19 protein-coding genes are annotated in these 22,118 nt (G+C 68.6%); 7 read left to right on the top strand and 12 right to left on the bottom strand.

The features are described 5' to 3' along the window. Positions 1-3: 3 nt before the first annotated feature. Genes MLE43_RS01575 through MLE43_RS01565 form a run of 3 tightly spaced genes read left to right on the top strand, consistent with a single transcriptional unit; the run spans position 4 to position 3,853 of the window. Positions 4-2,562, top strand: a complete 2,559-nt coding sequence (locus MLE43_RS01575) for a SpoIIE family protein phosphatase (protein WP_243301037.1) — start codon at positions 4-6, stop codon at positions 2,560-2,562. Continuing rightward, entirely contained in the window at positions 2,559-3,056 is a 498-nt protein-coding gene (locus MLE43_RS01570; protein WP_243301036.1) for a hypothetical protein, read from the top strand. Before MLE43_RS01575 ends, MLE43_RS01570 begins: the two co-directional genes overlap by 4 nt. Continuing rightward, positions 3,056-3,853, top strand: coding sequence for a SirB1 family protein (locus MLE43_RS01565; RefSeq protein ID WP_243301035.1), 798 nt, complete (start codon positions 3,056-3,058; stop codon positions 3,851-3,853). Before MLE43_RS01570 ends, MLE43_RS01565 begins: the two co-directional genes overlap by 1 nt. A 103-nt stretch (positions 3,854-3,956) precedes the next feature. On the opposite strand, the gene MLE43_RS01560 is transcribed toward MLE43_RS01565, so the two are convergent. Continuing rightward, a complete protein-coding gene (locus tag MLE43_RS01560; protein ID WP_243301034.1) occupies positions 3,957-6,209 on the bottom strand; it encodes an NADP-dependent malic enzyme in 2,253 nt (750 codons plus the stop codon). 182 nt (positions 6,210-6,391) lie between these two features. Between MLE43_RS01560 and MLE43_RS01555 the strand changes: the two genes are divergently transcribed. Then, a complete protein-coding gene (locus tag MLE43_RS01555; protein WP_243301032.1) occupies positions 6,392-6,952 on the top strand; it encodes a hypothetical protein in 561 nt (186 codons plus the stop codon). A gap of 24 nt (positions 6,953-6,976) precedes the next feature. After that, on the top strand, positions 6,977-7,951 hold the full coding sequence (locus MLE43_RS01550) for a YheT family hydrolase (protein ID WP_243301031.1): 975 nt from the start codon (positions 6,977-6,979) through the stop codon (positions 7,949-7,951). A gap of 3 nt (positions 7,952-7,954) precedes the next feature. On the opposite strand, the gene MLE43_RS01545 is transcribed toward MLE43_RS01550, so the two are convergent. The 4 genes from MLE43_RS01545 to MLE43_RS01530 all read right to left on the bottom strand — a co-directional run bounded on the left by MLE43_RS01545 (position 7,955) and on the right by MLE43_RS01530 (position 12,523). Beyond that, positions 7,955-9,226 (bottom strand): hypothetical protein, encoded by a 1,272-nt coding sequence (locus MLE43_RS01545; protein ID WP_243301030.1) that lies wholly within the window; start codon positions 9,224-9,226, stop codon positions 7,955-7,957. A gap of 136 nt (positions 9,227-9,362) precedes the next feature. Further along, positions 9,363-10,493: a cysteine desulfurase family protein gene (locus MLE43_RS01540; RefSeq protein WP_243301029.1), complete on the bottom strand. Its 1,131-nt coding sequence runs from the start codon at positions 10,491-10,493 to the stop codon at positions 9,363-9,365. Positions 10,494-10,497: 4 nt separating this feature from the next. Next, on the bottom strand, positions 10,498-11,331 hold the full coding sequence (locus tag MLE43_RS01535; protein WP_243301027.1) for an alpha/beta hydrolase: 834 nt from the start codon (positions 11,329-11,331) through the stop codon (positions 10,498-10,500). A 4-nt stretch (positions 11,332-11,335) separates the two neighbouring features. Continuing rightward, the gene (locus tag MLE43_RS01530; RefSeq protein WP_243301025.1) at positions 11,336-12,523 is read right to left on the bottom strand and encodes an alanyl-tRNA editing protein; all 1,188 of its coding nucleotides are present in this window, start codon (positions 12,521-12,523) and stop codon (positions 11,336-11,338) included. A 44-nt stretch (positions 12,524-12,567) separates the two neighbouring features. Here MLE43_RS01530 and MLE43_RS01525 point away from each other — a divergent pair, with 44 nt between their 5' ends. After that, positions 12,568-13,956 (top strand): replication-associated recombination protein A, encoded by a 1,389-nt coding sequence (locus MLE43_RS01525; protein ID WP_243301024.1) that lies wholly within the window; start codon positions 12,568-12,570, stop codon positions 13,954-13,956. Here the strand turns inward: MLE43_RS01525 and MLE43_RS01520 are convergent, their stop codons facing one another. Both MLE43_RS01520 and MLE43_RS01515 read right to left on the bottom strand, forming a co-directional pair. Next, a complete protein-coding gene (locus MLE43_RS01520; protein ID WP_243301023.1) occupies positions 13,957-14,823 on the bottom strand; it encodes a pirin family protein in 867 nt (288 codons plus the stop codon). A 9-nt stretch (positions 14,824-14,832) separates the two neighbouring features. After that, positions 14,833-15,531, bottom strand: coding sequence for a pirin family protein (locus MLE43_RS01515; protein ID WP_243301022.1), 699 nt, complete (start codon positions 15,529-15,531; stop codon positions 14,833-14,835). A 116-nt stretch (positions 15,532-15,647) separates the two neighbouring features. On the opposite strand from MLE43_RS01515, the gene MLE43_RS01510 reads away from it, so the two are divergent. Next, positions 15,648-16,076, top strand: a complete 429-nt coding sequence (locus tag MLE43_RS01510; protein WP_243301021.1) for a universal stress protein — start codon at positions 15,648-15,650, stop codon at positions 16,074-16,076. Between the two features lie 7 nt (positions 16,077-16,083). On the opposite strand, the gene MLE43_RS01505 is transcribed toward MLE43_RS01510, so the two are convergent. The 5 genes from MLE43_RS01505 to MLE43_RS01485 form a co-directional block, all read right to left on the bottom strand. Continuing rightward, positions 16,084-17,055: a patatin-like phospholipase family protein gene (locus tag MLE43_RS01505; protein ID WP_243301020.1), complete on the bottom strand. Its 972-nt coding sequence runs from the start codon at positions 17,053-17,055 to the stop codon at positions 16,084-16,086. A gap of 60 nt (positions 17,056-17,115) precedes the next feature. After that, entirely contained in the window at positions 17,116-18,306 is a 1,191-nt protein-coding gene (locus tag MLE43_RS01500; RefSeq protein WP_243301017.1) for an acyl-CoA dehydrogenase family protein, read from the bottom strand. Between the two features lie 167 nt (positions 18,307-18,473). Continuing rightward, positions 18,474-19,073: a thymidine kinase gene (locus MLE43_RS01495; protein WP_243301013.1), complete on the bottom strand. Its 600-nt coding sequence runs from the start codon at positions 19,071-19,073 to the stop codon at positions 18,474-18,476. Between the two features lie 9 nt (positions 19,074-19,082). After that, on the bottom strand, positions 19,083-20,243 hold the full coding sequence (locus MLE43_RS01490) for a DUF4388 domain-containing protein (RefSeq protein WP_243301012.1): 1,161 nt from the start codon (positions 20,241-20,243) through the stop codon (positions 19,083-19,085). 1 nt (position 20,244) lies between these two features. Beyond that, entirely contained in the window at positions 20,245-22,113 is a 1,869-nt protein-coding gene (locus tag MLE43_RS01485) for a tetratricopeptide repeat protein (protein WP_243301011.1), read from the bottom strand. Positions 22,114-22,118 lie beyond the last annotated feature (5 nt).

Genomic DNA, 22,118 nt, shown 5'->3' with positions numbered 1-22,118 from the left:
CCCATGAACCCCTATCTCAAACGCATCCGCTGGCGCCTGTTCTGGATCAGCCTGGCCTGCCTGGTGCTGGCCCTCGGGTCCTTCGGACTCAATCAGTGGGTGTACGCTCCTTCGGACGACCAGTGCTCCTGGATCGTGGAGAACGGGAAGATCGTCATCCGCGAAATCCTGCCGGATGGCGAGGCGGAAGTGGCCGGCCTGCTCGAGGGCGACGAGCTGGTGAAGATCCAGGGCCGGGCCTTCGAGCCCACCGAGGAAGGCACCCTCAAGGCCCAGCGGTTCATCAACGCCAAGTCCCAGGGCACCATCCTGATCTACACCGTGAAGCGCCAGGGCCGCCAGATCCTGCTGCCCCTGCGGCTGGTGAAGCCCCTGGACCTGGAGCAGGTGGCCCTCCTGCTGAACGGCATCCTCGCCTGGGCCCTCGGCCTGCTGGTGGTCCTGTCGGCACCCGAACGCAAGACCTCCCGCCATTTCTTCTATCTGGCAGCCACCGCGCTGCTGATGTCCGGCGCCACGGTGGGGCTGAACGCCCCGGCGGCCCTGCGGATCGTCGTGGGGTTCATGGCCTCCCTCACGGCCGCCCTCCTGCCCCCGCTCTGGATCCACTTCTTCCTGCGCTTCCCCTACCCCTTCCGGCTGCGGAAGAACCGGCGCTTCCTCCAGGCCGTCTACGGGGTCTTCGCGCTGATGGCGCTGGTGCAGTTCCTCGTCCGGCTCTGGTTCACCCTCAGCGACGGCGCGCTCCGCACCCCCGCCGGCCTGCCCCCGGAAGGGTTCCTCAAGACGGCGCTGAACCTCTTCGGGTTCCTGCCCATCCCGCTCTACGCCGGAGCGGCCCTGGCCGGGCTGGGGTTCTTCCTGGTCGGCACCTTCCGGACCCACGAGCGGCTCCGCCGAGCCCTCCTGCCCTCCCTCGTCGTGGCGGCGGTGCTCTGCCTGGACCTGCTGGCCTGGACCGTGCTCCGGGCCCGGTACGGCGGCAGCCTCCTCTTCCGCCGGCAGATCTTCATCTTCATGCTGCCCGCGCCGCTGCTGCCGCTGAGCTTCGCCTTCGCCATCTTCCGCCACGGGCTCTTCGATGTGCGGAAGGTGCTGCTGAGGTGGGTGAGCTACATGGCCATCCTGGTGCTGACGGTGGCGGCCTACCTGGGCGGCCTGGCCTGGGGCTTCTCCCATCTGGCGTCCATCCCCTCCGGTTGGGCCGGAGCCCTCATCGGCCTGCTGGCCCTGCCCCTGGGCTGGACCCTGCGGCGGCTGCTGAAGGGCATCCGCCGCCGCTTCCGGCGGGACTTCTCCAGCACCCGGGAGATCGCCCTCAGTGCCGTGCGGGAACCCCGGAAGCGCTTCAGCGAGGAGGCCCTGCTGAAGTCCCTGCGCCACGCCCTTGACGAGGCCTTCCAGCCCCAGTTCCTGGAGGTGGTGCCCATCGAGTCGCGCCAGATCCTGCTGCCCCCCGTCGAGACCATGGATCGCGACGACCGGCGGGTGCATTTCCCGCCCCAGCCCCTGCGCCTTCCCCCCGGACTGCTCCGCCTGGCCCGGGAGAACCGGGAGCTGGTGCTCGGCCTGGGCAGCGAGGAGGCCGATTGGATCCGGGAGCAGGGAGAGGGCCTCCGGGCCCATGTGGATGCCCTGGAGGCCCAGCTGCTCCTGCTGATCCTGGCGGGGGACCATCCCCACAGCGCGGTGCTCCTGGGCGGCAAGTACGCCGAGTTGAACTATGGCCGGGAGGACCGCGAGCTGCTGCGCGAGGTGGCCCTGGCTGCGGGACAGGTGCTGGAAACGGCCGTGATGCACCAGCGCCTCCTCGCCCAGGAACGCCTGAGCCAGGAACTGGAAACCGCCCGGCGGATCCAGGAGGGTCTCGTCACCTCGCACCTGCCGCCCATCCCGGGGTTCCAGGTGGCCCTGCGCCTGGAGCCGGCCCAGGAGACCGGGGGTGACCTGCTCTTCGTCAAGCGGCGCCCCAGCGGCAACTGGCTCGCGGCCGTGGGCGATGTCTGCGGCAAGGGCCTCGCCGCCGCCCTCTACATGGCCCAGGCCACGGCCCTGCTGGAACAGGCCGTCCAGCGGGAGGACCAGAGCCTGGAGGAGATGCTCGGCTCTCTGGATCACACCCTCCGCCAACTGCTGGGGCAGCGGGGGTTCCTCACCCTCGTCCTGCTGGAATGGGACGAGCGGGGCCACTACAAGCTGGCCCGGGCCGGCCATCCCGGCGCCCTGATGCTGCAGGGGCTGGCGGAGGACTGCTCCACCGAGATGGCGCCCCATGGCCGCGGCCTGGGCCTGCGCCCGGCGGGCCCCGGTGACTGGGAGGTGGTCGAAGGGGAGCTTCCCCCCAAGGGCTGGATGGTGCTCTACAGCGACGGTCTGTCCGAGGCCATGAACCACGAAGGCGAGCTTTACGGGGTGGCCCGTCTGTGCAGCCAGCTCCGCCGCCTCTGGGGCACGGGCAGCCCCCGGGCGGCCTGCGAAGCGGTCTTCCGGGATGTAGCGGCTTTTGATACACAGAACCGGGATGACCGGACTCTGTTTATCCTGGGAAGGGAGCACCCATGACCCGCCCCGCCCTCCGATGGACCATCCCCGCCTTCCTGGTTCTCCAGCTGCTGATGCTCTGGCTGCAGGGCGCCCAGCTCCACCGCCAGAATCAGGTGCTGCAGGGCCTGCGCGAGGACATCCAGGCCCTCGCGGAATCGCTGGACAACAGCCAGGGCCCGGTCTCCGGCGGCGATGATGCCGACGCGGTGCCCGCCAGCCTGCCCCCCAAGGCCCAGCCCCAGGCCCATACGCACGTCGCGGTCCTCGGCATCCAGGAAGAGCAGGAGGCCGCCACCAAGGACCTGCAGGCCTCGCGCGAATCGGCCCAGAAGGCCGTCAAGGACGCGCGGGAAGCCCAGTCCAAGATCTCGATCGAGGAGAACGCCCGGAAGGCGGAGGAGACCCGGAAGGTCCAGGCCGCCACCAGTTCCTGGATGAACTGGGCCTGGGGCGCCACGGCACTGGTGGCAGTGGCCCTGGTGGCCCGCTCGGTGATCCGCCGGCGGGGTTGATGTCCCTGCTCGAATACCTCCGCCTGGATCCGCAGTGCCGGAACCTGGCCGAAGGCGCCATCCATGCCGTGGCGCCGGCCCTGGAAGACCCCGACCCCGCCCCCGTGGTCATGCAGCTGAACGAGTGGGCCTTCACCCTGGCGGGGCGCATGCCCCTGCCCTGGGACACGCGCAAGGCCCTGGAGGCCCTGAACGACCTGCTCTTCGTCGAACTCGGCTTCGAAGGCGACCGGGAGACCTACGACGATCCGCTGAATGCCCTGCTTCCGGCGGTGGTGGCCCGGCGCAAGGGCCTTCCCATCGCCCTCTCCATCCTCTGGATCGACCTCGCGCGGCGGTTGGGCTTCGACGCCGTGGGTGTGGGCCTGCCGGGGCACTTCATCAGCGCCTTGCGCACCGGCCCCACCCTGACCTGCTTCGATCCGTTCAACCGCGGCCGGGCGGTGGGCGAGGAAGGCGGAGCCGCCCTGGTGAAGGCCGCCAGCGCCGGCCGGATCGTCTTCCACCCGGACATGCTGCGCCCCGTCTCGGACCGCCAGATCCTCGTCCGCCTGGTGCGCAACCTGCATCTGCGCTTCATGCACGCCGAGGACTGGGAGGAAGCCCTGTGGACGGCCACCCACCTGATCCTGCTGAACCCCTTGGATGCCCGGGCCCACAAGGAGCGCGCCTTCGTCCACCTCCAGCGCGACGAACCTGCGCCCGCGCTCCGGGACCTTCGTGAGGCCCTGCGGCTCAGCCCCGACTACGACCCGGAGATCCAGGCCTGGCTGCAGCAGCTGGAGTCACCCAGCTAGGCGAAGCCGGCCGGCCTCCCGGGGTTTCGCATTGGGCCCACCCCCATGGCAACGGGGGCCCGAAGGCCCCCGTCACTGACAGCTGACAGCCGATGGCTGACGGCTATTTCTGCTGCGCCTCCACGACGGTGAGCGCCGTGAGGTGGATGATGTCGTTCATGTCGCTGTGCCGCTGGAGCACATGGACCGGAGCCGCCATGCCGCAGGTGATGGGGCCGATGACCTCGGCGCCCGCCAACCGCTGCACCAGCTTGTAGCCGATGTTGCCGCTGGTGAGGTCGGGGAAGATCAGCACGTTCGGCCCGCCCGGGAGGTCCACCCAAGGGTAGTTCTCGGACAGGATGCCGTCGCCCAGGGCGGTGTCGGCCTGCATCTCGCCGTCGCACTTGAGACCGGGGCGGGTGGTCTTCACGATTTCCACGGCCTTCTGGACCTTGCGGACCAGGGGGTGTTCCACACTGCCGAAGTCGGAGAAGGAGAGCATGGCGACTTGGGGCTCCATGCCAAAGGTGTCCTTCGCCAGGTCCGCAGTGAGCAGGGCGATCTCGGCCAGCTGCTCGCTGTTGGGCTCGATGTTCATGGTGGTGTCGGAGAAGAACAGCACGCGGTTCTTCAGCACCATGGTGTAGACGCCGCAGACGCGCTTGACGCCCTTGCGGGTGCCGATGACTTCCAGGCAGGGGCGGATGGTGTCGGGGTAGTACATCGTGAGGCCCGCGATCAGGCCATCGGCCTTGCCCATGCGGCACATCAGGGCGCCGAAGTAGATGCGCTCCCGGACCTTGCGCCGAGCCTCGTCACGCGTGACGCCCCGGCGCTTCCGAAGCTCCAGGAAGGTGTCCTCGGCCTCCTTGCGCCAGGTGACCGTGCTGGGATCCAGGATCTCGATACCGCTCAGCGAAAGGCCACGGTCAGCCGCCACAGCCTTCACCTTGGCGGGGTCGCCCAGGAGGATGGGGGTGCAGATACCCTCTTCCACCATCTGGGACACGGCCTGGAGGATCAGCGGATGGTCGCCCTCGGGGAAGACCACGCGCTTGGGGTTGGTCTTCGCCCGGTGGATGACGCTGCGGATGACATCCTTGCTGCGCCCCTGGAGCCCCTCCAGGCGTTCGACGTAGGCCTTCATGTCGGCGATGGGCTTCTTGGCCACGCCGGTGTCCATGGCGGCCTTGGCGACGGCAGGGGCGACCCACAGCAGCACGCGGGGGTCGAAGGGCTTGGGAATGATGTATTCGGGGCCGAAGGTGAACTTCTGGCCCGCGTAGGCCTTCACGACGGAATCCGGCACTTCTTCCTTGGCCAGGGCGGCCAGGGCCTTGGCGGCGGCCAGCTTCATGGGCTCGTTGATCTCGGAGGCGCGCACGTCAAGGGCGCCACGGAAGATGAAGGGGAAGCCGAGGACGTTGTTCACCTGGTTCGGGTAGTCGCTGCGACCCGTCGCCATGATGATGTCGTCACGGGTGGCCTTCGCCGTGGGGTAGTCGATCTCCGGGTCGGGGTTGGCCATGGCAAAGACGATGGGATTCTTCGCCATCGACAGGATCATCTCAGGCGTCAGCACGCCCTTGCTGGAGCACCCGACGAACACATCGGCCCCGGCGATGATGTCGCCCAGGGTGCGATGGTCCGTCTTCTTGAGGAATTTCTCCTTGTAGATGTTCATGCCTTCCGTGCGGCCTTCGTACACCAGGCCCTTGGTGTCGCAAAGCCACATGTTCTCCAGCTTCACGCCCGCCGCGATCATCATGTTCGCGCAGGCGATGGCCGCGGCGCCTGCGCCGCTGAACACCACTTTCATGCCATCCAGCGGCTTTCCGATCAACTCGGCGGCATTCATCAGGGCCGCGGTGCTGATGATGGCCGTGCCGTGCTGGTCATCATGGAAGACGGGGATGTTCATCTCCTTCTTCAGGCGGGTCTCGATCTCGAAGCACTCGGGGGCCTTGATGTCTTCGAGGTTGATGCCACCGAAGGTGGGTTCCAGCGCCTTGACGACCTGGCAGAACTTGTCGATGTTCAACTCGTTCACTTCGATGTCGAACACGTCGATGTCGGCGAAGCGCTTGAAGAGCACGCCCTTGCCTTCCATGACCGGCTTGCCGGCCAGGGCGCCGATGTTGCCGAGCCCCAGCACGGCCGTGCCGTTGGAGATCACGGCCACCAGGTTGCCCTTGGCGGTGTACTCATAGGCCAGTTCAGGATTTTTTTCGATTTCCAGGCAGGGCTCCGCCACTCCAGGCGTGTAGGCATTGGACAGATCCCGCGCCGTGGAACAGGGCTTTGAGGCAACGACCTCGATCTTGCCCTTTCGTCCCTGCGAATGGTAGTCGAGGGCTTCCTGCTTGCGTTTCATGGCCACACTCCTTGAATTGAGTGCCCTGTCTATGGGCTGAATGCCACCAAGCTTACACCTCGTCATACGCGATCATGCCTGTAAGGTCATCAATCCCCCCCGTTGTTGCACGGGTCACAAGAGATGCTTTCCCGGTGGACCGGGCTGGATTAGGATCCAACCACCCCCATCACGGAGCCTCCATGCGCCTGCTGCCCTTCCTGCTGCCCTGCCTGCTGGCCCTTCCCGTCCTGGCCCAGAAGGCCAAGACGCCTGGCAAGGCACCAGCCAAGGCCGCCGAGCCAGCCAAGGAGGCCAAGGTGGACTGGGATGGTGAATGGACGCTTGCGGCTTCACAAAGTGACAAGGTCGGCGAGCAGATCGAAGCCCACATCAAGGACCTCAACTTCGCCTTCAAGCTCTACTGGAAGAAGAAGCTCCAGTCGGCCTGCCAGGAGTTCAACAAGCTCGACATCCTGGCGGGGGAGAGCTTCTCGGTGACCATGGGCCGTGAGCGGCCCATCGACACCCCTGCGGATGGCACCGAGAACGACTGGAAGCGCAGCGACGATACGGTGTTCAAGGCCACCCTCACCAAGGACGGCCCCACCATGATCCAGACCCTCACCGGCGACGGCTACACGCTCAAATACGTCTATTCCATGCGCAAGGATGGGAACTCCCTGGCCCTACAGGTGACCTACACCCATCCCAAGCTGGACAACCCATTCACCTACAAGCTGGTGTTCAGACGGAACGACTGAGCCGCAGCCGGGCAAACTGGGATCATGCGCCCGCTGGCTCCTCCGCCCCTTCCCTGCCGCGCCCCCTGGTGGGCCGCTTCCGGCCATCTCCAGACCATCCTGGGCAACTATCTGCCCGGGGCGTTGCCGGACCACCCCTCCACCCCCTTCCGCATCCCCCTGCCCGATGGGGACCAGCTCACCGGGCGACACTACCCCGGTGAGAGCGACGTCCTGGTGCTGGTCTTCCACGGCCTCGGCGGAGACGACCAGGCCCACTACGTGCGGCGCACCATCTCCCTGGCGCGGAAGCTGGGCCACCATGTCTGGACTGTGAACCACCGGGGCTGCGGCGAGGGACGCGGCCTGGCGAGGAAACCCTACCACAGCGGTTCCGGCGACGACCTCGGTGCAGCATTCGGCGCCGCGCGGGAGCGGCATCCCACCCTTCGCCAGCTGGCCATCGGCTACTCCCTCTCCGCCAACGCCCTGCTGCTGAACCTGGGGGGTGGCCTCCCGGAACCCGCGGCCCAGCCCGATGGCGCCATCGCCGTGAACCCGCCCGTAGACCTGGGCGCCTGCTCGAACGCCATCCACGCCGGCCTCAGCCGCCTCTACGAGCTGCGCTTCATCAAGCGCTGCCGCAAGGCCATCCGCCAGCGCGTGGAGGACGGGCTCATCCAGGATATCTACCGGACAGGCCCCCTCATGAGCCTGCGGGAGTTCGACGACGCCTACACCACGAAGGCCGGGGGCTTCCGGGATGCCGACGACTACTACGCCCGGTGCTCGGCCCGCCCCCATCTGGCGAAGATCGCGATACCGACCGTCATCCTCATGGCCAAGGACGATCCCTTCATCCCCTGGCGACACGCCGCCGAGGCGGAGACCTCCCCCGCCGTACACCTCCACATCGAGCCCCGCGGCGGCCACATGGGCTACCTCAGCCGGGACCTGCCGGGGCACCGCTGGCTGCCGTATGCGGTCGATCATTACATCCGCGAGCTGCTCCGCGGGTGAGCCTCAAGGCTCGGAGCCCTGGGAGTTCACCAGGATCAAGGTCTTCTCGGCTCCGGTTCCCTGAGTCCAGAGGAGGGAGGTCCCTCGGGGACAGAGGGCGATCCTGGGGGAATCGCAGGTAGAACCCGGAGCAGAGCCCATCACCCTGGGCGCCGACCAGGCGCCTTGACGGATCCGCAGCGAGACCTGGTCCCCGGCTGCGCCGCGCTGCACCACCAGGAGGCCGGCGCGCCCGTCGGCACTCAGGTCGATGGCGTAGTCGTGGTACCGCCCGGGATCGTGGCCGAGGCACTCCGCATCGGCTTCCCAGGCCCGTTCCCGGAAGGCCTTCGAGAACAGGCAGGAGACCCCCCCGCTCTCGCGCTGGCTCCAGGTGGCCAGGGCTTCGCCGGCCCCGTTCATGAGCAGGCGCGGGAAAGAGATCTCCTGAGCCCTGGCCAGCGTGGCGGGCTCGCTCCAGTCGCCGGCCTGGACATCGTAGAAACTCGCCTCCAGGGCCCCCCGCTGGCCGTAGGGTGCGTGGATCCACAGGGCGAGGGCATTCCCGTGGTCATCCATGGCCACTTGATGGTGGTGGGCCAGATGGGTGACCACGGGAACCGGGCGGTCCGACCAGATCCGCTCCGAAGGCCAGTAGTGGCTGGCCATCAGCCCTTCGAAGAGGCTGTCCTGGGCCTCCCAGAGCACCATGGCGTGCTCCCGGTGGTTCGATGCGAGCCGCGGCGAGGCCTCGGGGTCCGAGGGGCGGCCGAGGACGATGGGCCCCGTATCCCAGGCCCCGCCCCGCGTGTCGAAGGACTGGGCCATGACCTCGATCCGCCCCACCCTCTCGTGGAGCCACACCACGAGCGCGTTCCCCCGGCGGTCCACCGTGACCTGGAGCCGGCGGACGGAGCCGTGCGTCCGGAACACCACATTCTCCGGGCCTCCCCTGGCCCCCAGGACCTTGCCGAGAATCTGTCGCTCCGCACCCCGCTCGGCCAACCAGACCGCCAGACCCCGCCCCTCCGGGCTCAAAGCAAGTCTGGGGTTCGCCCCCTCGCCGAAGGGGAGGCGCAGGAGGGCCGGCGAAGCAGCGGGACCCATGGGCATGGTCCACAGGTTTCCGCCGTTCTCCCACAAGGCCATCCCTCGCCCTCGGTGATCCAGGGCCAGTCGGGCTTCCCCGAGATGGCCCCGATCGAGGTAGGCCGCCGCCCGCCACCGCGGGCCGCCAGCCTCACCCGGGACAGGCCGGAGGGCCTGGGCGAGGCGTTTGAGGAATTCCAGGGTCATGCGGCGCTCTCATCCGGAGGCAAGGACCCGCCGCCTCCGGTTCCGACCATCATGCCACTGGGCATCACGCCAAAGAATTATGAAAAACATGCATCATTCATGTAATTTACCGGCCAGATATCGCGACTCCACGGCCCTACCTGAGGGTCGCCACCACCCCGGGAAGCAGATCGGCCACCTCCTGGAGCTGGAGGCTGGTGGTGCCCCGGCCGAGGCTGAAGCGCACGGTGCCCCGCGCGTAAGCATCGGGCACGCGCATGGCGCGCAGCACATGGCTGGGCTCCCGCATGCCCGTGCTGCAGGCGCTGCCGGTCGACACACAGATGCCCTGCTCGGCCAGCCTCAGTTGCAGAGCCTCGCCTTCGAGGCCCGCGAAACCCAGGAGGCTCGTGTTCGGCAGGCGGTCGGCGGAGGCGCCATGGATGAGGACTTCGGGGATCTCCCGGAGCAGGCGCGCCTCGAAGGCATCCCGCAGGCCGCGCACACGCTCCATCTCCGGCAGCCGGGCCTGCGCCAGCTCCGCGGCCTTGCCCAGCCCCACGATCCCCGGCACGTTCTCGGTGCCGCCCCGCCGACCGCGCTCCTGGGAGCCGCCCAGCATCAGCGGCTTCAGGCGCACCCCCCGGCGGATCATGAGCAGGCCGGTGCCTTTGGGACCGTGGAACTTGTGGCCGCTGAGGCAGAGCAGGTCCGCACCCCAGGCCGCGGCATCCACGGGGATCTTCCCCATGGCCTGGGTGGCATCCACCAGGAAGAGCGCGCCCTTGGCCTTCGCGATGCGGGCGGCCTCGGCCACGGGGAAGAGCACGCCGGACTCGTTGTTGGCGGCCATGACCGCCACCAGGGCCGTGTCCGACCGCACAGCGGCCTCCAGGGCCCCCAGATCCAGCTGGCCCGACTCATCCACCCCCACATCGGTGGCCTCGCCGCCCTGCCCCTTCCACCACTGCACCAGCGCCCGCACCGCAGGGTGCTCCACCGCGGTCGTCACCAGATGGCGCTTGGCCGGGAAGCCTTCCCACACCCCGCGGAAGGCATGGTTGAGGCTCTCGGTGCCGCCCGAGGTGAAGACGACCTCCGCCGGGGTGCAGCCCACCAGGGCCGCCACCTGCTCCCGGGCCGCGACCACCGCGCCATCCGACAAGTGGCCCAGGGCATAGGCCGCGCTGGCATTGCCGAAGCGCTCCGTGAACCAGGGACGCATGGCTTCGAAGACCTCGGGATCGAGGGCGGTGGTGGCGTTGTGGTCGAGGTAGATCAGGTCCATGGGCTCATTGTCCCATCGCCATGCGGTTCCGCAGAAACCTCAGGGCCTCGGGCCAGGGGGGGCGGCCGGGGACCATGGGCAGGCTGTTGTGGGCGGCCCCGGAGACTTCCCAGACCTGGGCCGGACCCGTGGCCTCCCGGGCCAGCTTCCGCCCCTGCTCGGCCCCCACGACCTCGTCCCGACCCGCGATCAGGACCGCCACCGGGCCTGGATAGCCGCGAAGCGCCGCCAGGCTGTCCCAGCGGTCCCTCATGATCAGGCCCATCGGGAGGTACGGGTAGTGGTGCGCGGCCACCTCGGTCATCCGCGCGAAGGGCACGGCCAGGAGCAGCCCGGCCACCTGGCCCGGTTCGGCGGCGGCCACCTGCACCGCCACGCCGGACCCGAGGCTCTCCCCCAGCAGGAGCACCGGCGCGGCGGATTCCGCTTTCAGCTGGCGCAGGGCCGCCCGCGCATCGGCCACCAGGGCCGCCTCCGCAGGATCACCTTCCCGGGGACCATAGCCCGGGTAATCGAGCAGCACGCCCTCGAAACCCGCGGCCTCCAGCACCGGAAGATAGTCCACCCGGCCCAGGGCATCGCCGGCGTTCCCGTGCAGCACCAGGACCCGGGGAGCCGCCGATCTCGCCGCCCGCCGCCAGCCCAGCACGCTCCCCTTCGCATCCCGCCAGGGCACCAGCCGGGCGCCCACGGCCCGCTGGACGGCCTCCGGCTCGATTTCGCGATCGGGGAAATACATCATCCGCCGCTGGACCAGGAAGGCCAGGAAGCAGAACCCCGCATAGAGGCCGAGACCCCAGACCAGCAGCTTCAGGAGGCGCGGCGGCCAGGAGCCCATCGGATCAGACCTCCTGGTCCCGCAGGCAGGCTAGCGCCTCGGCCCGCGCAGACAAGCCTGGGGCCTTGCCCTGGAAGGTCTTCCCGGAACCGCCCCCCTTGGCGCCCAGGAGGGCCGCCACGGCCTTGCCGGCCACCGGCACCTCCAGCCGGGAATCCTCGCCCGCACTCAGCAGGAACAGGCCCTGCCCACCCTGATCCGAGGTCAGGAACACGGCCTTGGCGGGATCCGCCGCCAGGATGCCCCGGGCCAGCTTCTGGAGGAAGGCCATGTCCTTCCCTTCCAGATGGGCTTCCACCAGAGGCCCGGGCCGCGCGGCCAGGGCCGCGGCCTGGTATTCCGCCAGTTCCTCCTCGAGCTTGCGGTGACGCCGTTCCAGAGCCAGCAGCTGGTCCAGCCGGATCTGGAGGGCGGGCACCAGGTCCTCATCCGGTGCGCCCAGCAGGGTGCGCAGCGCGGCATTGCGGGCTTCGTGGCTGCCGAGCCGGTGCCGCATCCGGCCGCCGGCGGCGTAGAAGAGCCGGGTGCCGCCCCGGATGCTTTCGGTCCCGAGCAGCTTCAGGGCCTCGATCTCGCCGGTATGACGCAGGTGCGTGCCGCCGCAGGTGTTCAGATCCACCCCGGCGATCTCGACGAGACGGATGTCGCCGGTGTGGCCCTCGGGCAGCCCCCGCGAGCGGACCGCCTCCTGGCCATAGGCCTCGGGGCTCACCCAGCGGGCGGAGATCTCCCGCCGGGCGCGGATCTCCGCGGCGACGGCCTCTTCGAGCCGCTCCAGATCCCCCGGGGAGATGGCGGGCGCGTCCAGCTCGATGTCGCAAACCCGGGGCCCCAGGTGGAAGGCGGTGGTCCCCCACCGGAATCGGTCCTGGGCCACCGCCGTGAGCAGGTGCTGGCCCGTGTGCTGCTGCATGTGGTCGAACCGGCGGGCCCAGTCCAGGGCCAGCGAGGCTGGCCCTTCGGCCAGCGGTGAAGCCAGCTCGTGCCAGATTCCGTCGGCCTGTTTCTGGACATCCAGCACGGCCACACCGTTCACCGTGCCCAGGTCGCAGGGCTGCCCTCCGCCCTCAGGGTAGAAGACAGTGTCCTCCAGGATCACGAAAGGACGGCCCTTCCCCTCTCCACTGCGCAGGATGCGGGTCTCGAGGTGGTCCAGATAGGGGTCGCGCTCGTAGGCCGGAAGCTGGGTCATGCGGGGAGCCTAGCACAGCGGCTAGTCTGGAGGTCCGGCCGACCATGTCCCACATTCCCCTTCCCGAGCGCCTCCGCCCCGCCACCCTTGATGAGGTGGTGGGCCAGGCCCACCTGCTGGGCCCCAAGGGTGCCCTGACCCGGCTGACCGCCGGGGGTCGCCTGCCCTCCATGGTCATGTGGGGGCCGCCGGGTACGGGCAAGACCACTCTGGCCCGCATCCTGGCGGAGGCCACGGGGCACGGCTTCATGGAGTTCTCGGGTGTCAGCGGCAGCGCGGCGGAGCTGAAGAAGTTCCTGGCGGACAGCCGCGAGATGCCCCTGTTCCGCACGGTGCCGCCCGTGGTGTTCCTCGACGAGATCCACCGCTTCAACCGGGCCCAGCAGGACATCCTGCTGCCCTTCCTGGAGCGCGGCGAGGCCATCCTCATCGGCGCCACCACTGAAAACCCGGCCTTCTACCTGAATCCCGCGCTCCGCAGTCGCTGCCAGCTCATCGCCCTCAAGGCCCTGGAGCCCACCCACATCCAGCAGGTGCTCAAGCGGGCCTGGGCCAGGGAGCGGCCAGGGCAGCCGGAGCCTGCCGAAGTCTTCGAATGGCTCTCCCACTGGGCCGGCGGCGACCTGCGCTCGGCGCTCTCGGGCCTGGAGACCTGGATGGAGATGCCGGATCCGGACCTGGAATCCCTCCAGGGCGCCCTGGGCGGGCGCATGATGTTCGACCGTGCCGACGGCCACTACGACCTGGCCAGCGCCTTCCAGAAGAGCCTGCGGGGCTCGGATGCGGACGCAGCCCTCTACTACCTCAGCCGCATGATCCGCGGCGGCGAGGATCCGCGCTTCATCGCCCGGCGCCTGATGGTCTGCGCCGCCGAGGATGTGGGCAACGCCGATCCCCAGGCCTTCATCCTCTGCGAGGCCGCCAGCCGCGCCGTAGAGCAGATCGGCTGGCCCGAGGCTCGCATCCCCTTGGCCCAGGCCATCATCTACACCGCCAACGCCCCCAAGAGCAACGCCACCGTGCTGGCCGTGGACGCGGCCCTGGCGGCCGACGACGCGCCCATCCCCGAGGCCATCCGCGACGCCCACACCAGCACCGCCCGCAAGGCGGGCCGCGGCGCAGGCTACCACTACTCCCATGACGACTACGACCGGGAGCAGACTTTCCTGCCCGATAAGCTGCGTGGCCAATCGTTTTACGAACCGAAGCGCCCCCAGGAGCGCAGCTGGCGGGACCGCCAGGAGCCGGATGCGGCGGCCCTCGCAGACCTGTGGCAGGCCTGGATCGAGGATCACCCCGAGGGCGGCGAAGTGCCCCTGGAGGCCTGGAGCACCGAGCTGGCCTGCAGCCGCGAAGGCCTGGCCCGAGCCATCCAGAAACTGGCCCAGGGGAGGTTCACCCTGGGCCGGAAGCTGGAAGCGAAGCCGATCTGATCAGTCGAGGTACCCCATGCGGCCTTCCTGGTAGTCCCGGATGGCCTGCTCGATTTCCTCGCGGGTGTTCATCACGAAGGGACCGTAGTGGGCGATGGGTTCGCGGATCGGTTCCCCCGCGAGCAGCATGAGGCTCGCGGGTGTCACCGTTTCCAGCGCCAGGGTGTCTCCTTCGCCCAGCAGGGCCACGGTATCCGCGGGAACCTCAGTGCCCTCCACCCGGACGGTGCCGTGCAAAGGCACCACGGCGGCGATCCAGCCCTCCGGAATCGCCTGCTGGAAGCGGGCTCCAGCCTCCAGCTCCAGGTGGGCGTAGGCGATCCGCGCCGGGGTCTGGGCGGGGCCCGTCACACCGGCCCAGGTGCCCGCCAGCACGCGGATGCGGCCGCCGGGGAGCGCCTGCCAGGGCATGGCTTCCGGTTGGAGATCCGTGTAGCCGGGGGCGGAACCCTTGTCCGCCTTGGGCAGGTTGATCCAGAGCTGCACGCCCTCGATGGGGCCGCCGGTCTCCAGGTGTTCCGGCACCGGCATCTCCTCGTGGACGATGCCCGCGCCCGCGTTCATCAGCTGGGCGCCGCCGGGCTGGAGCAGGCCGGAGCCGCCCGTGCTGTCGCGATGCCGGAAGGCGCCCTGGATGAGGTAGGTGAGGGTCTGGAAGCCGCGGTGGGGGTGGGGCGGGAAGCCCGCATCCGTGCCCGGCGGCAGCACCATCGGACCGAAGTGGTCCATGAGCAGGAAGGGGTCCATGGCGCGGAAGGCATCCGCGCCCCGGTGCCCCTGTCCGGGTACCAGGCGGGTGAGGGGCACGCGGTTGCCGTCCTCGGTGGGGAGGCCTGGAACGATGATGGAAACGGGTTTGAAGGACATGGGACCTCCTCAGGCCAAGTCGAAGAACAGGATTTCGGAAGGCATGCCGGCCACCACCGTGAGCGACGGCTCTCCTTCGATGCGGGCGGCATCCCCGGCGTTCATGGCGGTGCCGTTCAGCGTCACGGAGCCCTGGGCCACCTGGAGGAAGCCGGAGCGCCCCACGGGCAGCGCGGCCTGGACCTCGCGGCCGGTGCCCAGGCGGGCCGCGTAGACCTTCACATCCTGGAAGAGCTTCACCGAGCCCTCGGAACCATCCGGGCTGGCGATCAAGCGCAGGCGGTCCTCCAGATCCTCGGCGCCGAAGGCCACCTGGTCATAGCGGGGAGCCAGGCCCTGCCGTTCCGGCAGGATCCAGATCTGGAGGAAATGCACCGGGTCCGTGCCCGAGGCATTGAACTCGCTGTGCCGGATGCCCGTGCCGGCGCTCATGACCTGGGCCTCGCCGGGCCGTATGACCCCGTGGGTGCCCAGGCTGTCGCGGTGTTCCAGGGCGCCCGAGAGAACCCAGGTGAGGATCTCCATGTCCCGGTGGCCGTGGGTGCCGAAGCCCTTGCCGGGCTGGACCCGGTCCTCATTCAGCACGCGCAGGGCACGGAACTGGGTGTGTTCAGGATCGAAATACTCTCCGAAGGAGAAGGTGTGGTGGGTGTCCAGCCATCCGAAATCGAAGTGGCCCCGGGCCCCGGCAGATCGCAGCGTGATCATGGCGCCTCCTGAACCCATTATATGTGTTGCAACTTCTATTTCAAGCCCCCCCTGAAAAAAACCGGCACCGATCGATGACCTGGACGTATCTTGGGGGCATCCAAGCGGAGGACGCCGTGATCACACGGGTGTTGGTGGGTGTGGACTTCTCCGAAGCCTCGAAGCAGGCTCTGGAACGGGCTGGGACCTGGGCGGCCCGCATGGGCGTGCCCCTGGTCGCCATGCATGTCCTACAGCCCCCCGCGCCCATGCTGCCCGAGGCGCAGATCGCCCTGCCCGACCCCGCCTGGCTCAAGAGCATGGAGGACCACGCGCGGGAGCAGCTGGAGTCCTGGGTGAAGCCGTACGGGGATTCCCAGGTCGTCGTGAAGTGGGGTGGCCCCGCCGAGGAGCTGGTCTCCGAGGCGGACACGAAGACGCTGCTGGTGGTGGCCCAGGTCGGCCACTCCACGCTGGAGCGGCTCCTCTTCGGCAGCACCGCCGCCCGCGTGGTGCGGCTGGCGCCCTGCGACGTCCTCGTGGTGCGGACCGAGAAGACGCACTAGGGTCTGCCTAGCCTGCGAGTTGCCTCACCAGGGCTGCCATGTCGGCGGACTGGCGCTGGAGGATGGCCTCGGCGGCGCGATGGAGCCCCTCCAGGTGTTCAGGGCTGGTGTCGTCCATCTCGCTGAGGCCCGCATCGAGGTCGGTCTGGAAGCGCCGGTAGCGCGGGATGCCGTCCATGCCGGCAGGCAGGAGCTGACGCAGCTGGTAGTCCACAGTGTCGGCCACGCCATCAAAGATGACATCCAAGATGGGACGGGCCCAGCCGGCCACCCCCCAGCCCTTGGCATCTTCGTAGCGGTAGGGCCGCGTGTAGAGGCCCGTGCCGAGGGAGACCAGGAGGATGTCCGCTCCTCCTGACGGGGCCTGCCGGGCCTCTGCATAGGCGCACATGGCGGGATTGTTGGCAAAGACGCCGCCGTCCACGAGCACATCGCGCTCGCCGGGCCAGGTCACCAGGGTCGGTTCGAAGTAGGTGGGCGCCGCGCTGGTGGCGCGGGCGGCCACCCGCATGGGCACATCGTAGCGGGCGTCCGCCCGGGCCCTGCGGCGGCGGTAGAAGAAGGCGTCCCGCTTCTCCAGGTCATAGGCCGTCACCAGGACTTCCACGAGGGCCTCTTTGAGGCGGGCCTCTCCGAAATACTGCGCCAGCACCCCCTCGACGCCGTCGCTCGGGTACTTGGCCGCCCGCAGCCCCATGGGATTCGTGAGCCGCCGCCATGGGCTTTCATCGAAGATCCGCGCGCCCTCCCGCACGTAGAGTCCAGCCAGATCCTGGGCCGAGTAGCGGGGCCGCCCACCCTCCCCCGGCATGGCGAGCCCCAGGGCCAGGATGCCTCCCGTGCTGGTGCCCGCGATCAAGTCGAAGCAGTCGGAGATGGCGCGGCCTGTCTGCCGTTCCAGCTCCGCCAGCACCAGGGCCGGGATCAGGCCGCGGATGCCGCCGCCGTCGATGGACAGGACCCGGAAGAGTTGGGGCATCCGGCATTCTATACGCAGAAAACGGACCCTGCGGCCCGTTTTCTGCGGCGGGAACGGCGCTCAGCGGTACGCGGGGATCCCCGTCACTTCCTGGCCGATGACGAGGGTGTGCATGTCGTGCGTGCCCTCGTAGGTGTAGACACTTTCGAGGTTGGCCATGTGGCGCATGACCGGGTACTCGTCGAGGATGCCGTTGGCGCCCAGGATGGTGCGGGCCTTGCGGCAGATCTCGAGGGAGACGTTCACGTTGTTCATCTTGGCCATGGAGACCTGGGCGGGCGTGTAGGTCTTGGCGTCCTTGAGGCGGCCCAGCTGGTGCACCAGCAGCTGACCCTTGGTGAGCTCGGTGACCATCCAGGCCAGCTTCTCCTGCTGGAGCTGGAAGCTGGCGATGGGCTTGTCGAACTGGATGCGGCTCTTCGCGTAGTCGAGCGCGCACTGGTAGCAGGCGTCGGCGGCGCCGAGGGCACCCCAGGCGATGCCGTAGCGGGCCTGGGTGAGGCAGCCGAGGGGGCCTTTCAGGCCCTTCACGTTGGGCAGCAGGCTGGCCTTCTCGTCCACAATCACGTCTTCGAGCACCAGCTCGGAGGTGGTGGAGGCGCGCAGGCTCCACTTGCCCTTCATCTCCGGGGCGCTGAAGCCGGGGGTGCCCTTCTCCACCAGGAAGCCGCGGATGCCGTCTTCGGTCTGGGCCCACACCACGGCCACGTCGGCCACGGTGCCGTTGGTGATCCACATCTTGGTGCCGTTGATGCGCCACTTGCCGCCGGGTTCGCGCACGGCCTTCGTGAGCATGCCGCCGGGGTTGGAACCGAAATCAGGCTCGGTGAGGCCGAAGCAGCCGATCTTCTCGCCTGCGGCCAGCTTGGGCAGCCAGTATTTCTTCTGCTCTTCGCTACCGTACGCGTAGATGGGCCACATCACGAGGCTGCCCTGCACGGAGGCGAAGGAACGCAGGCCAGAGTCGCCGCGCTCGAGTTCGTACATCAGCAGGCCGTAGGCGACGTTGGACACGCCCATGCAGCCATATTCCTCGGGCAGCGAAGGGCCGTAGAAGCCCAACTCGCCCATCTTGGGGATGAGGTGCTTGGGGAAGGTCTGGTCCTGGGCGTGCTTCTCGATGATGGGCAGCACCTCGGCATTGACGAACTTCCGCGCGGTCTCGCGGATCATCCGCTCTTCCTCGGTGAGCAGGCCCTCGAAGCCCATGTAGTCGGTGATGTGGGTGAAGGTGGCGTAGGCGCCGGCCATGGGGGATCTCCTGGTGTGCCCTGAAGCCTCGGGCGGTGGGGCTGAACGGCGCTGCAGCAGCGCGCCGGGGCCAGTCTACCGCCGCCCCGGAACCGGTCCGGAGTCACATTCCGCCCCACACCCGCCAATGGATGTCATGTCGGGAATCGGCTTGACGAAGTGGAAAATCAGGAGCCCTGGGCGGGGTCCTCCAGCAGCCGTCCCCCTGTGGCGTGGGGGGTCTCGTGGCAGTGGCGGCAGCGGGCCTCGTAGGCTTCCGCAGCCCCCACCAGCACCTGGCCGCCGGTCTGCACCATGCGCTGGGTGCGCCCGGCCAGCGCGCCGCACACCATGCAGATGGCCTGGAGCTTGGTGACGTATTCGGCCTTGGCCAGCAGGATGGGCATGATGCCGAAGGGCTCGCCGTTGGAGTCCTGGTCGAGCCCGCCCGCGATGACGCGAACGCCACGATCCGCCAGGTCCTCGATGATCGGGATGAGGCCCTCGTCCATGAACTGCACCTCGTCCAGGGCCACCACCTGGGCCTCCGGGTCCAGGTGCCGGGCGAGCTCCACGCTGTCCTTCACCGGGATGGCGTCATGCTTGCGCTGACTGTGGCTGGCGATGGCGGACACATCATAGCGGTCGTCCAGGGCCGGCTTGAAGACCTGGACCTTCTGCCGGGCGATGATGGCCCGCTTGATGCGCCGGATGAGCTCCTCCGACTTGCCGGAGAACATGGGGCCGCAGATCACCTCCAGGGAACCCTGGCGCTGGTGCACGAACATCGGGAATCCTTATCGCTTGGGCCGAAGAGGCGGTTCGGGGGCCTTGGCTGGAACCATGGGATCGGGGAGGGCAGCCAGATCGGGAACCGGGTTCTTCCCGTCCAGGAAGCCCCCAAGCCGCTTCGCCAACGCCACGCCCCCATCTTTCGGAGCGGCCATCCGCAGGGCCCACTCATGCCGGAGGCGGGTCGGTCCTTCCGGGATCACCTGGACATCCATCGGCTCCAGGCTCGCCAGTCCCAGGTTCATGGATCCGCGCGCGTGGGGCACATACATGGCCAGCGGAATCGCGAAGCCCATTACCACCAGGGGCCAGAACAGCGGGCTCGGCTCCCAGGTCTCCGGGGCCAGGTCGGGGTGGCCTTCCACCCAGGGCCGGGACACCTTGACGCTCCCGTCGTTCGACTTGGGCTCCAGCAGGCCGGCCTCCAGGAGGTCGGCGACGGCCTTGCAGGTATCCAGTTCCTCGTAGCGGCTGATCTGGATGATCTCCCGGGCGCTCTGGGGGTGATCGAAGTAGGAGAGGACCATCTCCTGCTCATGGGTGAGCCCCGAGGAGCCATGCACATGCCCCTTCCCGTCCAGCACGGAGGAGACCTCGCGGTCGATGTCCAGGTGCAGGGACTGGGCCCTGGGCGACTTGCCAAGGGCGGTGTCAAGGCCCGGCAGCCGGCGCTCCACCTCGGGCCATTCGTCCTGGATGCGGGCGGCCTCCATGAGCACCGTGTCGACCGGGATGGGAACGAAGTGCTCCCGGTCCAGGTCGGCCGGCAGGAAGGAGTCGAAGCGGTAATCCCCCTCCACCCAGCGGAAGGTCCGGTGCAGGATGGCGGTGGCCTGGCTGAAGAGCGCGTCCTGCAGATCGGCGGCCGTCACCTTGCCGCTGTCCAGCAGGAGCGTGCCCATGCGCTTGAGGGTCTGCCGCTGGACCTGCACCATGGCGAGCAGTTCCTCCCCCGTGAGCCGGCCCAGGCGCACGAGCATGGTGCCCAGCCGGTCCTCCATGCGGACCTGGTTGGAATCACAACCGACGATCTCGCCGTTCTCGAAGAAGACTTTGACGAACTCCTGCCCCTGGGACAGCACCAGGGTGCCGTTCTTCCCCTGGATCTTGATCATGTTGAACAGGGAGAAGAGGTCGAAGTCCCGGAGGGATCCTTCCAGCGCCATCTCAGGCCCTCCTCAAAAGCAGCTTCAGCCACGAACGGAGGTAGAGCAGGCCCAGGAAGACGGCCCCGAGGGCCAGCCAGGTGGAGGCTGGGTCCGGAAGGATCTCGCCCGGGTACCGCACCGATCGGCCCGTGGCCAGAACCATGCCCACAGCCAGGCTGAAGGGGAGGAACTCCAGCAGCCCCTCCCGGGTTTCGCCCAGGAAGGCCAGATCGCATCCGGGCAGGAGGAGGATGAGGGTCTTGTGGATCCAGCGGGTGTTGCGCTGGTGCACCGCCACCTCGTCGAGTTTCTTCTTGCGGCTTTCCGTGTGGAGTCCATCCCGCAGGACGAAGAGGTGGTGGCACTTCGAACAGACCTCGGGATCGGGGCTGTCCGTGGTGTGGTAGGGCTCGCCGCAGCGGATGCACTGGCCCGGATGGGCCCTTCGCATGCTCCTCCGCACCCTCAGGAGGAAGCCCCCGATTCCCAGGAGGGGCAAGAGCAGGGCCACCTGGAGAGCCGGTTCTGAGAGGGGGTGCCGATCATCCTTGTGCCCCCCGGCGGCTTCCGCGAGGGCCTCGGCCCGAGGCAGCGTGTCCGGAAGCGGCATGGGATAGGTCCGCGCCTCCTTCCGGGCATCGTTCAAGGCGATGAGGCGGGCATACGCCTCGGGAGCGACCGCCTTGGCTTCCTCCTGCTTGGACGCTCCCAGGGCCATGTCGAGCCGGTTGAAGGCCAGGATGCTCTGGTTGAGGAGGGCCTCCATCCGCACCCCTGCCTGCTGGGACTCCTGGAAGGTGCGCTCAGCTCCGGCGGCATCGCCCAGCTGGTAGCGGGCCACTCCGAGGTTGTTCAGCACCTCCGGCTGATCCGGATGCCGGCCGACCAGGCTCTGGAAGGTCTCCTCCGCGCCTTTCCATTGCTGGTTCTGAAGTTGTTCCCATCCCGCCAGGAAGGTCCGGTCGGTGGGAGGCAGCAAGCGCAGTGAATCCGCGGGAATCGGCTGGACCCGGGGTTGGAGTTGAAGGGTCTGGATGCTGGGCGCGGGTTCCCGTGCGGCCAGAGGTTCCATGACCGCCAGGATGGGATGGATCAGCTGGAACAGCATGATGAAGACCGTGATCCTCACCTCGGAAACCAGGAGGAACGGCGCCAGCAGGATGAGCCAGAGCAGCGCGGCCACCAGGGGATCCAGGCCCAGGAGCACGGGCCCGGCCAGGATCGCCGCCCCGATCAGCGCCGCCAGCACTGGGGCGATGCCCTTGTGCTGGAGGGGTTCCTCCCAGAGGTGCCGCAGCACGTTGCGGTAGCGCAGCCCCATGGTGAGGGCCCAGCCCCAGAGCAGGAGCGTCGCGGCCAGTCGCAGCATCCCCAGGTGCTGCAGCAACCAGAGCCAGCGATGGGCCGGCTGTTCGAGGCGCAGTCGCGTGAGCCGCAGGAGGTCCGGGAAGCTCCAGAACCATCCCCGCGGCCCCTCCTGCCGCATCAACACGATGCGGCTGCCGAGCAGGCTGGGATGATCGGGAGCCCATCGCTCCACGGCCTGGAGCGCCTCCAACCCGAGGGCCGGCCTTCCGACCTCGCCTTGCTGCCGTGCCCAGAGGGCCGTGGCCTCCACCAGGGGCATGACATCCATGGTGGAGTAGGTGCGCCGGAGGGCCTCGACTTCCAGCTGGGCGGCCCGCACCGCCTCCGGATCGCCCTTCGAAACAGCCTCGAACAGATGGTTGGCGCGATGACTGAGGGCGATGGCTGCTTCCGTCGCGGTGACCGGAGGGGCCGGGGGGGGCTTGGGTGCCTCGGGCTTGGGCGCGGCCTGCAGGGCTGTAAGCCCCACCAAGCCGGTCAGGGTGGCCGTGCGCACAAGGTGGATGAGACCCAGGGCCATCCTTC

Source organism: Geothrix oryzisoli (genome assembly GCF_022808865.1).
Lineage (GTDB): Bacteria > Acidobacteriota > Holophagae > Holophagales > Holophagaceae > Geothrix > Geothrix oryzisoli.
Note: the sequence above shows the minus strand (reverse complement) of the source record. Positions and strands in the feature narration are given on the sequence as shown.

Bases quoted from the DNA above. Each gene is read 5' to 3' on its own strand.
- MLE43_RS01535 (WP_243301027.1), bottom strand. From the start codon at position 11,331: ATGGGCTCCTGGCCGCCGCGCCTCCTGAAGCTGCTGGTCTGGGGTCTC.
- MLE43_RS01485 (WP_243301011.1), bottom strand. From the start codon at position 22,113: ATGGCCCTGGGTCTCATCCACCTTGTGCGCACGGCCACCCTGACCGGC.
- MLE43_RS01550 (WP_243301031.1), top strand. From the start codon at position 6,977: ATGCGCCCGCTGGCTCCTCCGCCCCTTCCCTGCCGCGCCCCCTGGTGG.
- MLE43_RS01520 (WP_243301023.1), bottom strand. From the start codon at position 14,823: ATGTCCTTCAAACCCGTTTCCATCATCGTTCCAGGCCTCCCCACCGAG.
- MLE43_RS01565 (WP_243301035.1), top strand. From the start codon at position 3,056: ATGTCCCTGCTCGAATACCTCCGCCTGGATCCGCAGTGCCGGAACCTG.
- MLE43_RS01525 (WP_243301024.1), top strand. From the start codon at position 12,568: ATGTCCCACATTCCCCTTCCCGAGCGCCTCCGCCCCGCCACCCTTGAT.
- MLE43_RS01505 (WP_243301020.1), bottom strand. From the start codon at position 17,055: ATGCCCCAACTCTTCCGGGTCCTGTCCATCGACGGCGGCGGCATCCGC.
- MLE43_RS01515 (WP_243301022.1), bottom strand. From the start codon at position 15,531: ATGATCACGCTGCGATCTGCCGGGGCCCGGGGCCACTTCGATTTCGGA.
- MLE43_RS01575 (WP_243301037.1), top strand. From the start codon at position 4: ATGAACCCCTATCTCAAACGCATCCGCTGGCGCCTGTTCTGGATCAGC.
- MLE43_RS01560 (WP_243301034.1), bottom strand. From the start codon at position 6,209: ATGAAACGCAAGCAGGAAGCCCTCGACTACCATTCGCAGGGACGAAAG.
- MLE43_RS01540 (WP_243301029.1), bottom strand. From the start codon at position 10,493: ATGGACCTGATCTACCTCGACCACAACGCCACCACCGCCCTCGATCCC.
- MLE43_RS01495 (WP_243301013.1), bottom strand. From the start codon at position 19,073: ATGTTCGTGCACCAGCGCCAGGGTTCCCTGGAGGTGATCTGCGGCCCC.
- MLE43_RS01570 (WP_243301036.1), top strand. From the start codon at position 2,559: ATGACCCGCCCCGCCCTCCGATGGACCATCCCCGCCTTCCTGGTTCTC.
- MLE43_RS01500 (WP_243301017.1), bottom strand. From the start codon at position 18,306: ATGGCCGGCGCCTACGCCACCTTCACCCACATCACCGACTACATGGGC.
- MLE43_RS01545 (WP_243301030.1), bottom strand. From the start codon at position 9,226: ATGACCCTGGAATTCCTCAAACGCCTCGCCCAGGCCCTCCGGCCTGTC.
- MLE43_RS01555 (WP_243301032.1), top strand. From the start codon at position 6,392: ATGCGCCTGCTGCCCTTCCTGCTGCCCTGCCTGCTGGCCCTTCCCGTC.
- MLE43_RS01530 (WP_243301025.1), bottom strand. From the start codon at position 12,523: ATGACCCAGCTTCCGGCCTACGAGCGCGACCCCTATCTGGACCACCTC.
- MLE43_RS01490 (WP_243301012.1), bottom strand. From the start codon at position 20,243: ATGGCGCTGGAAGGATCCCTCCGGGACTTCGACCTCTTCTCCCTGTTC.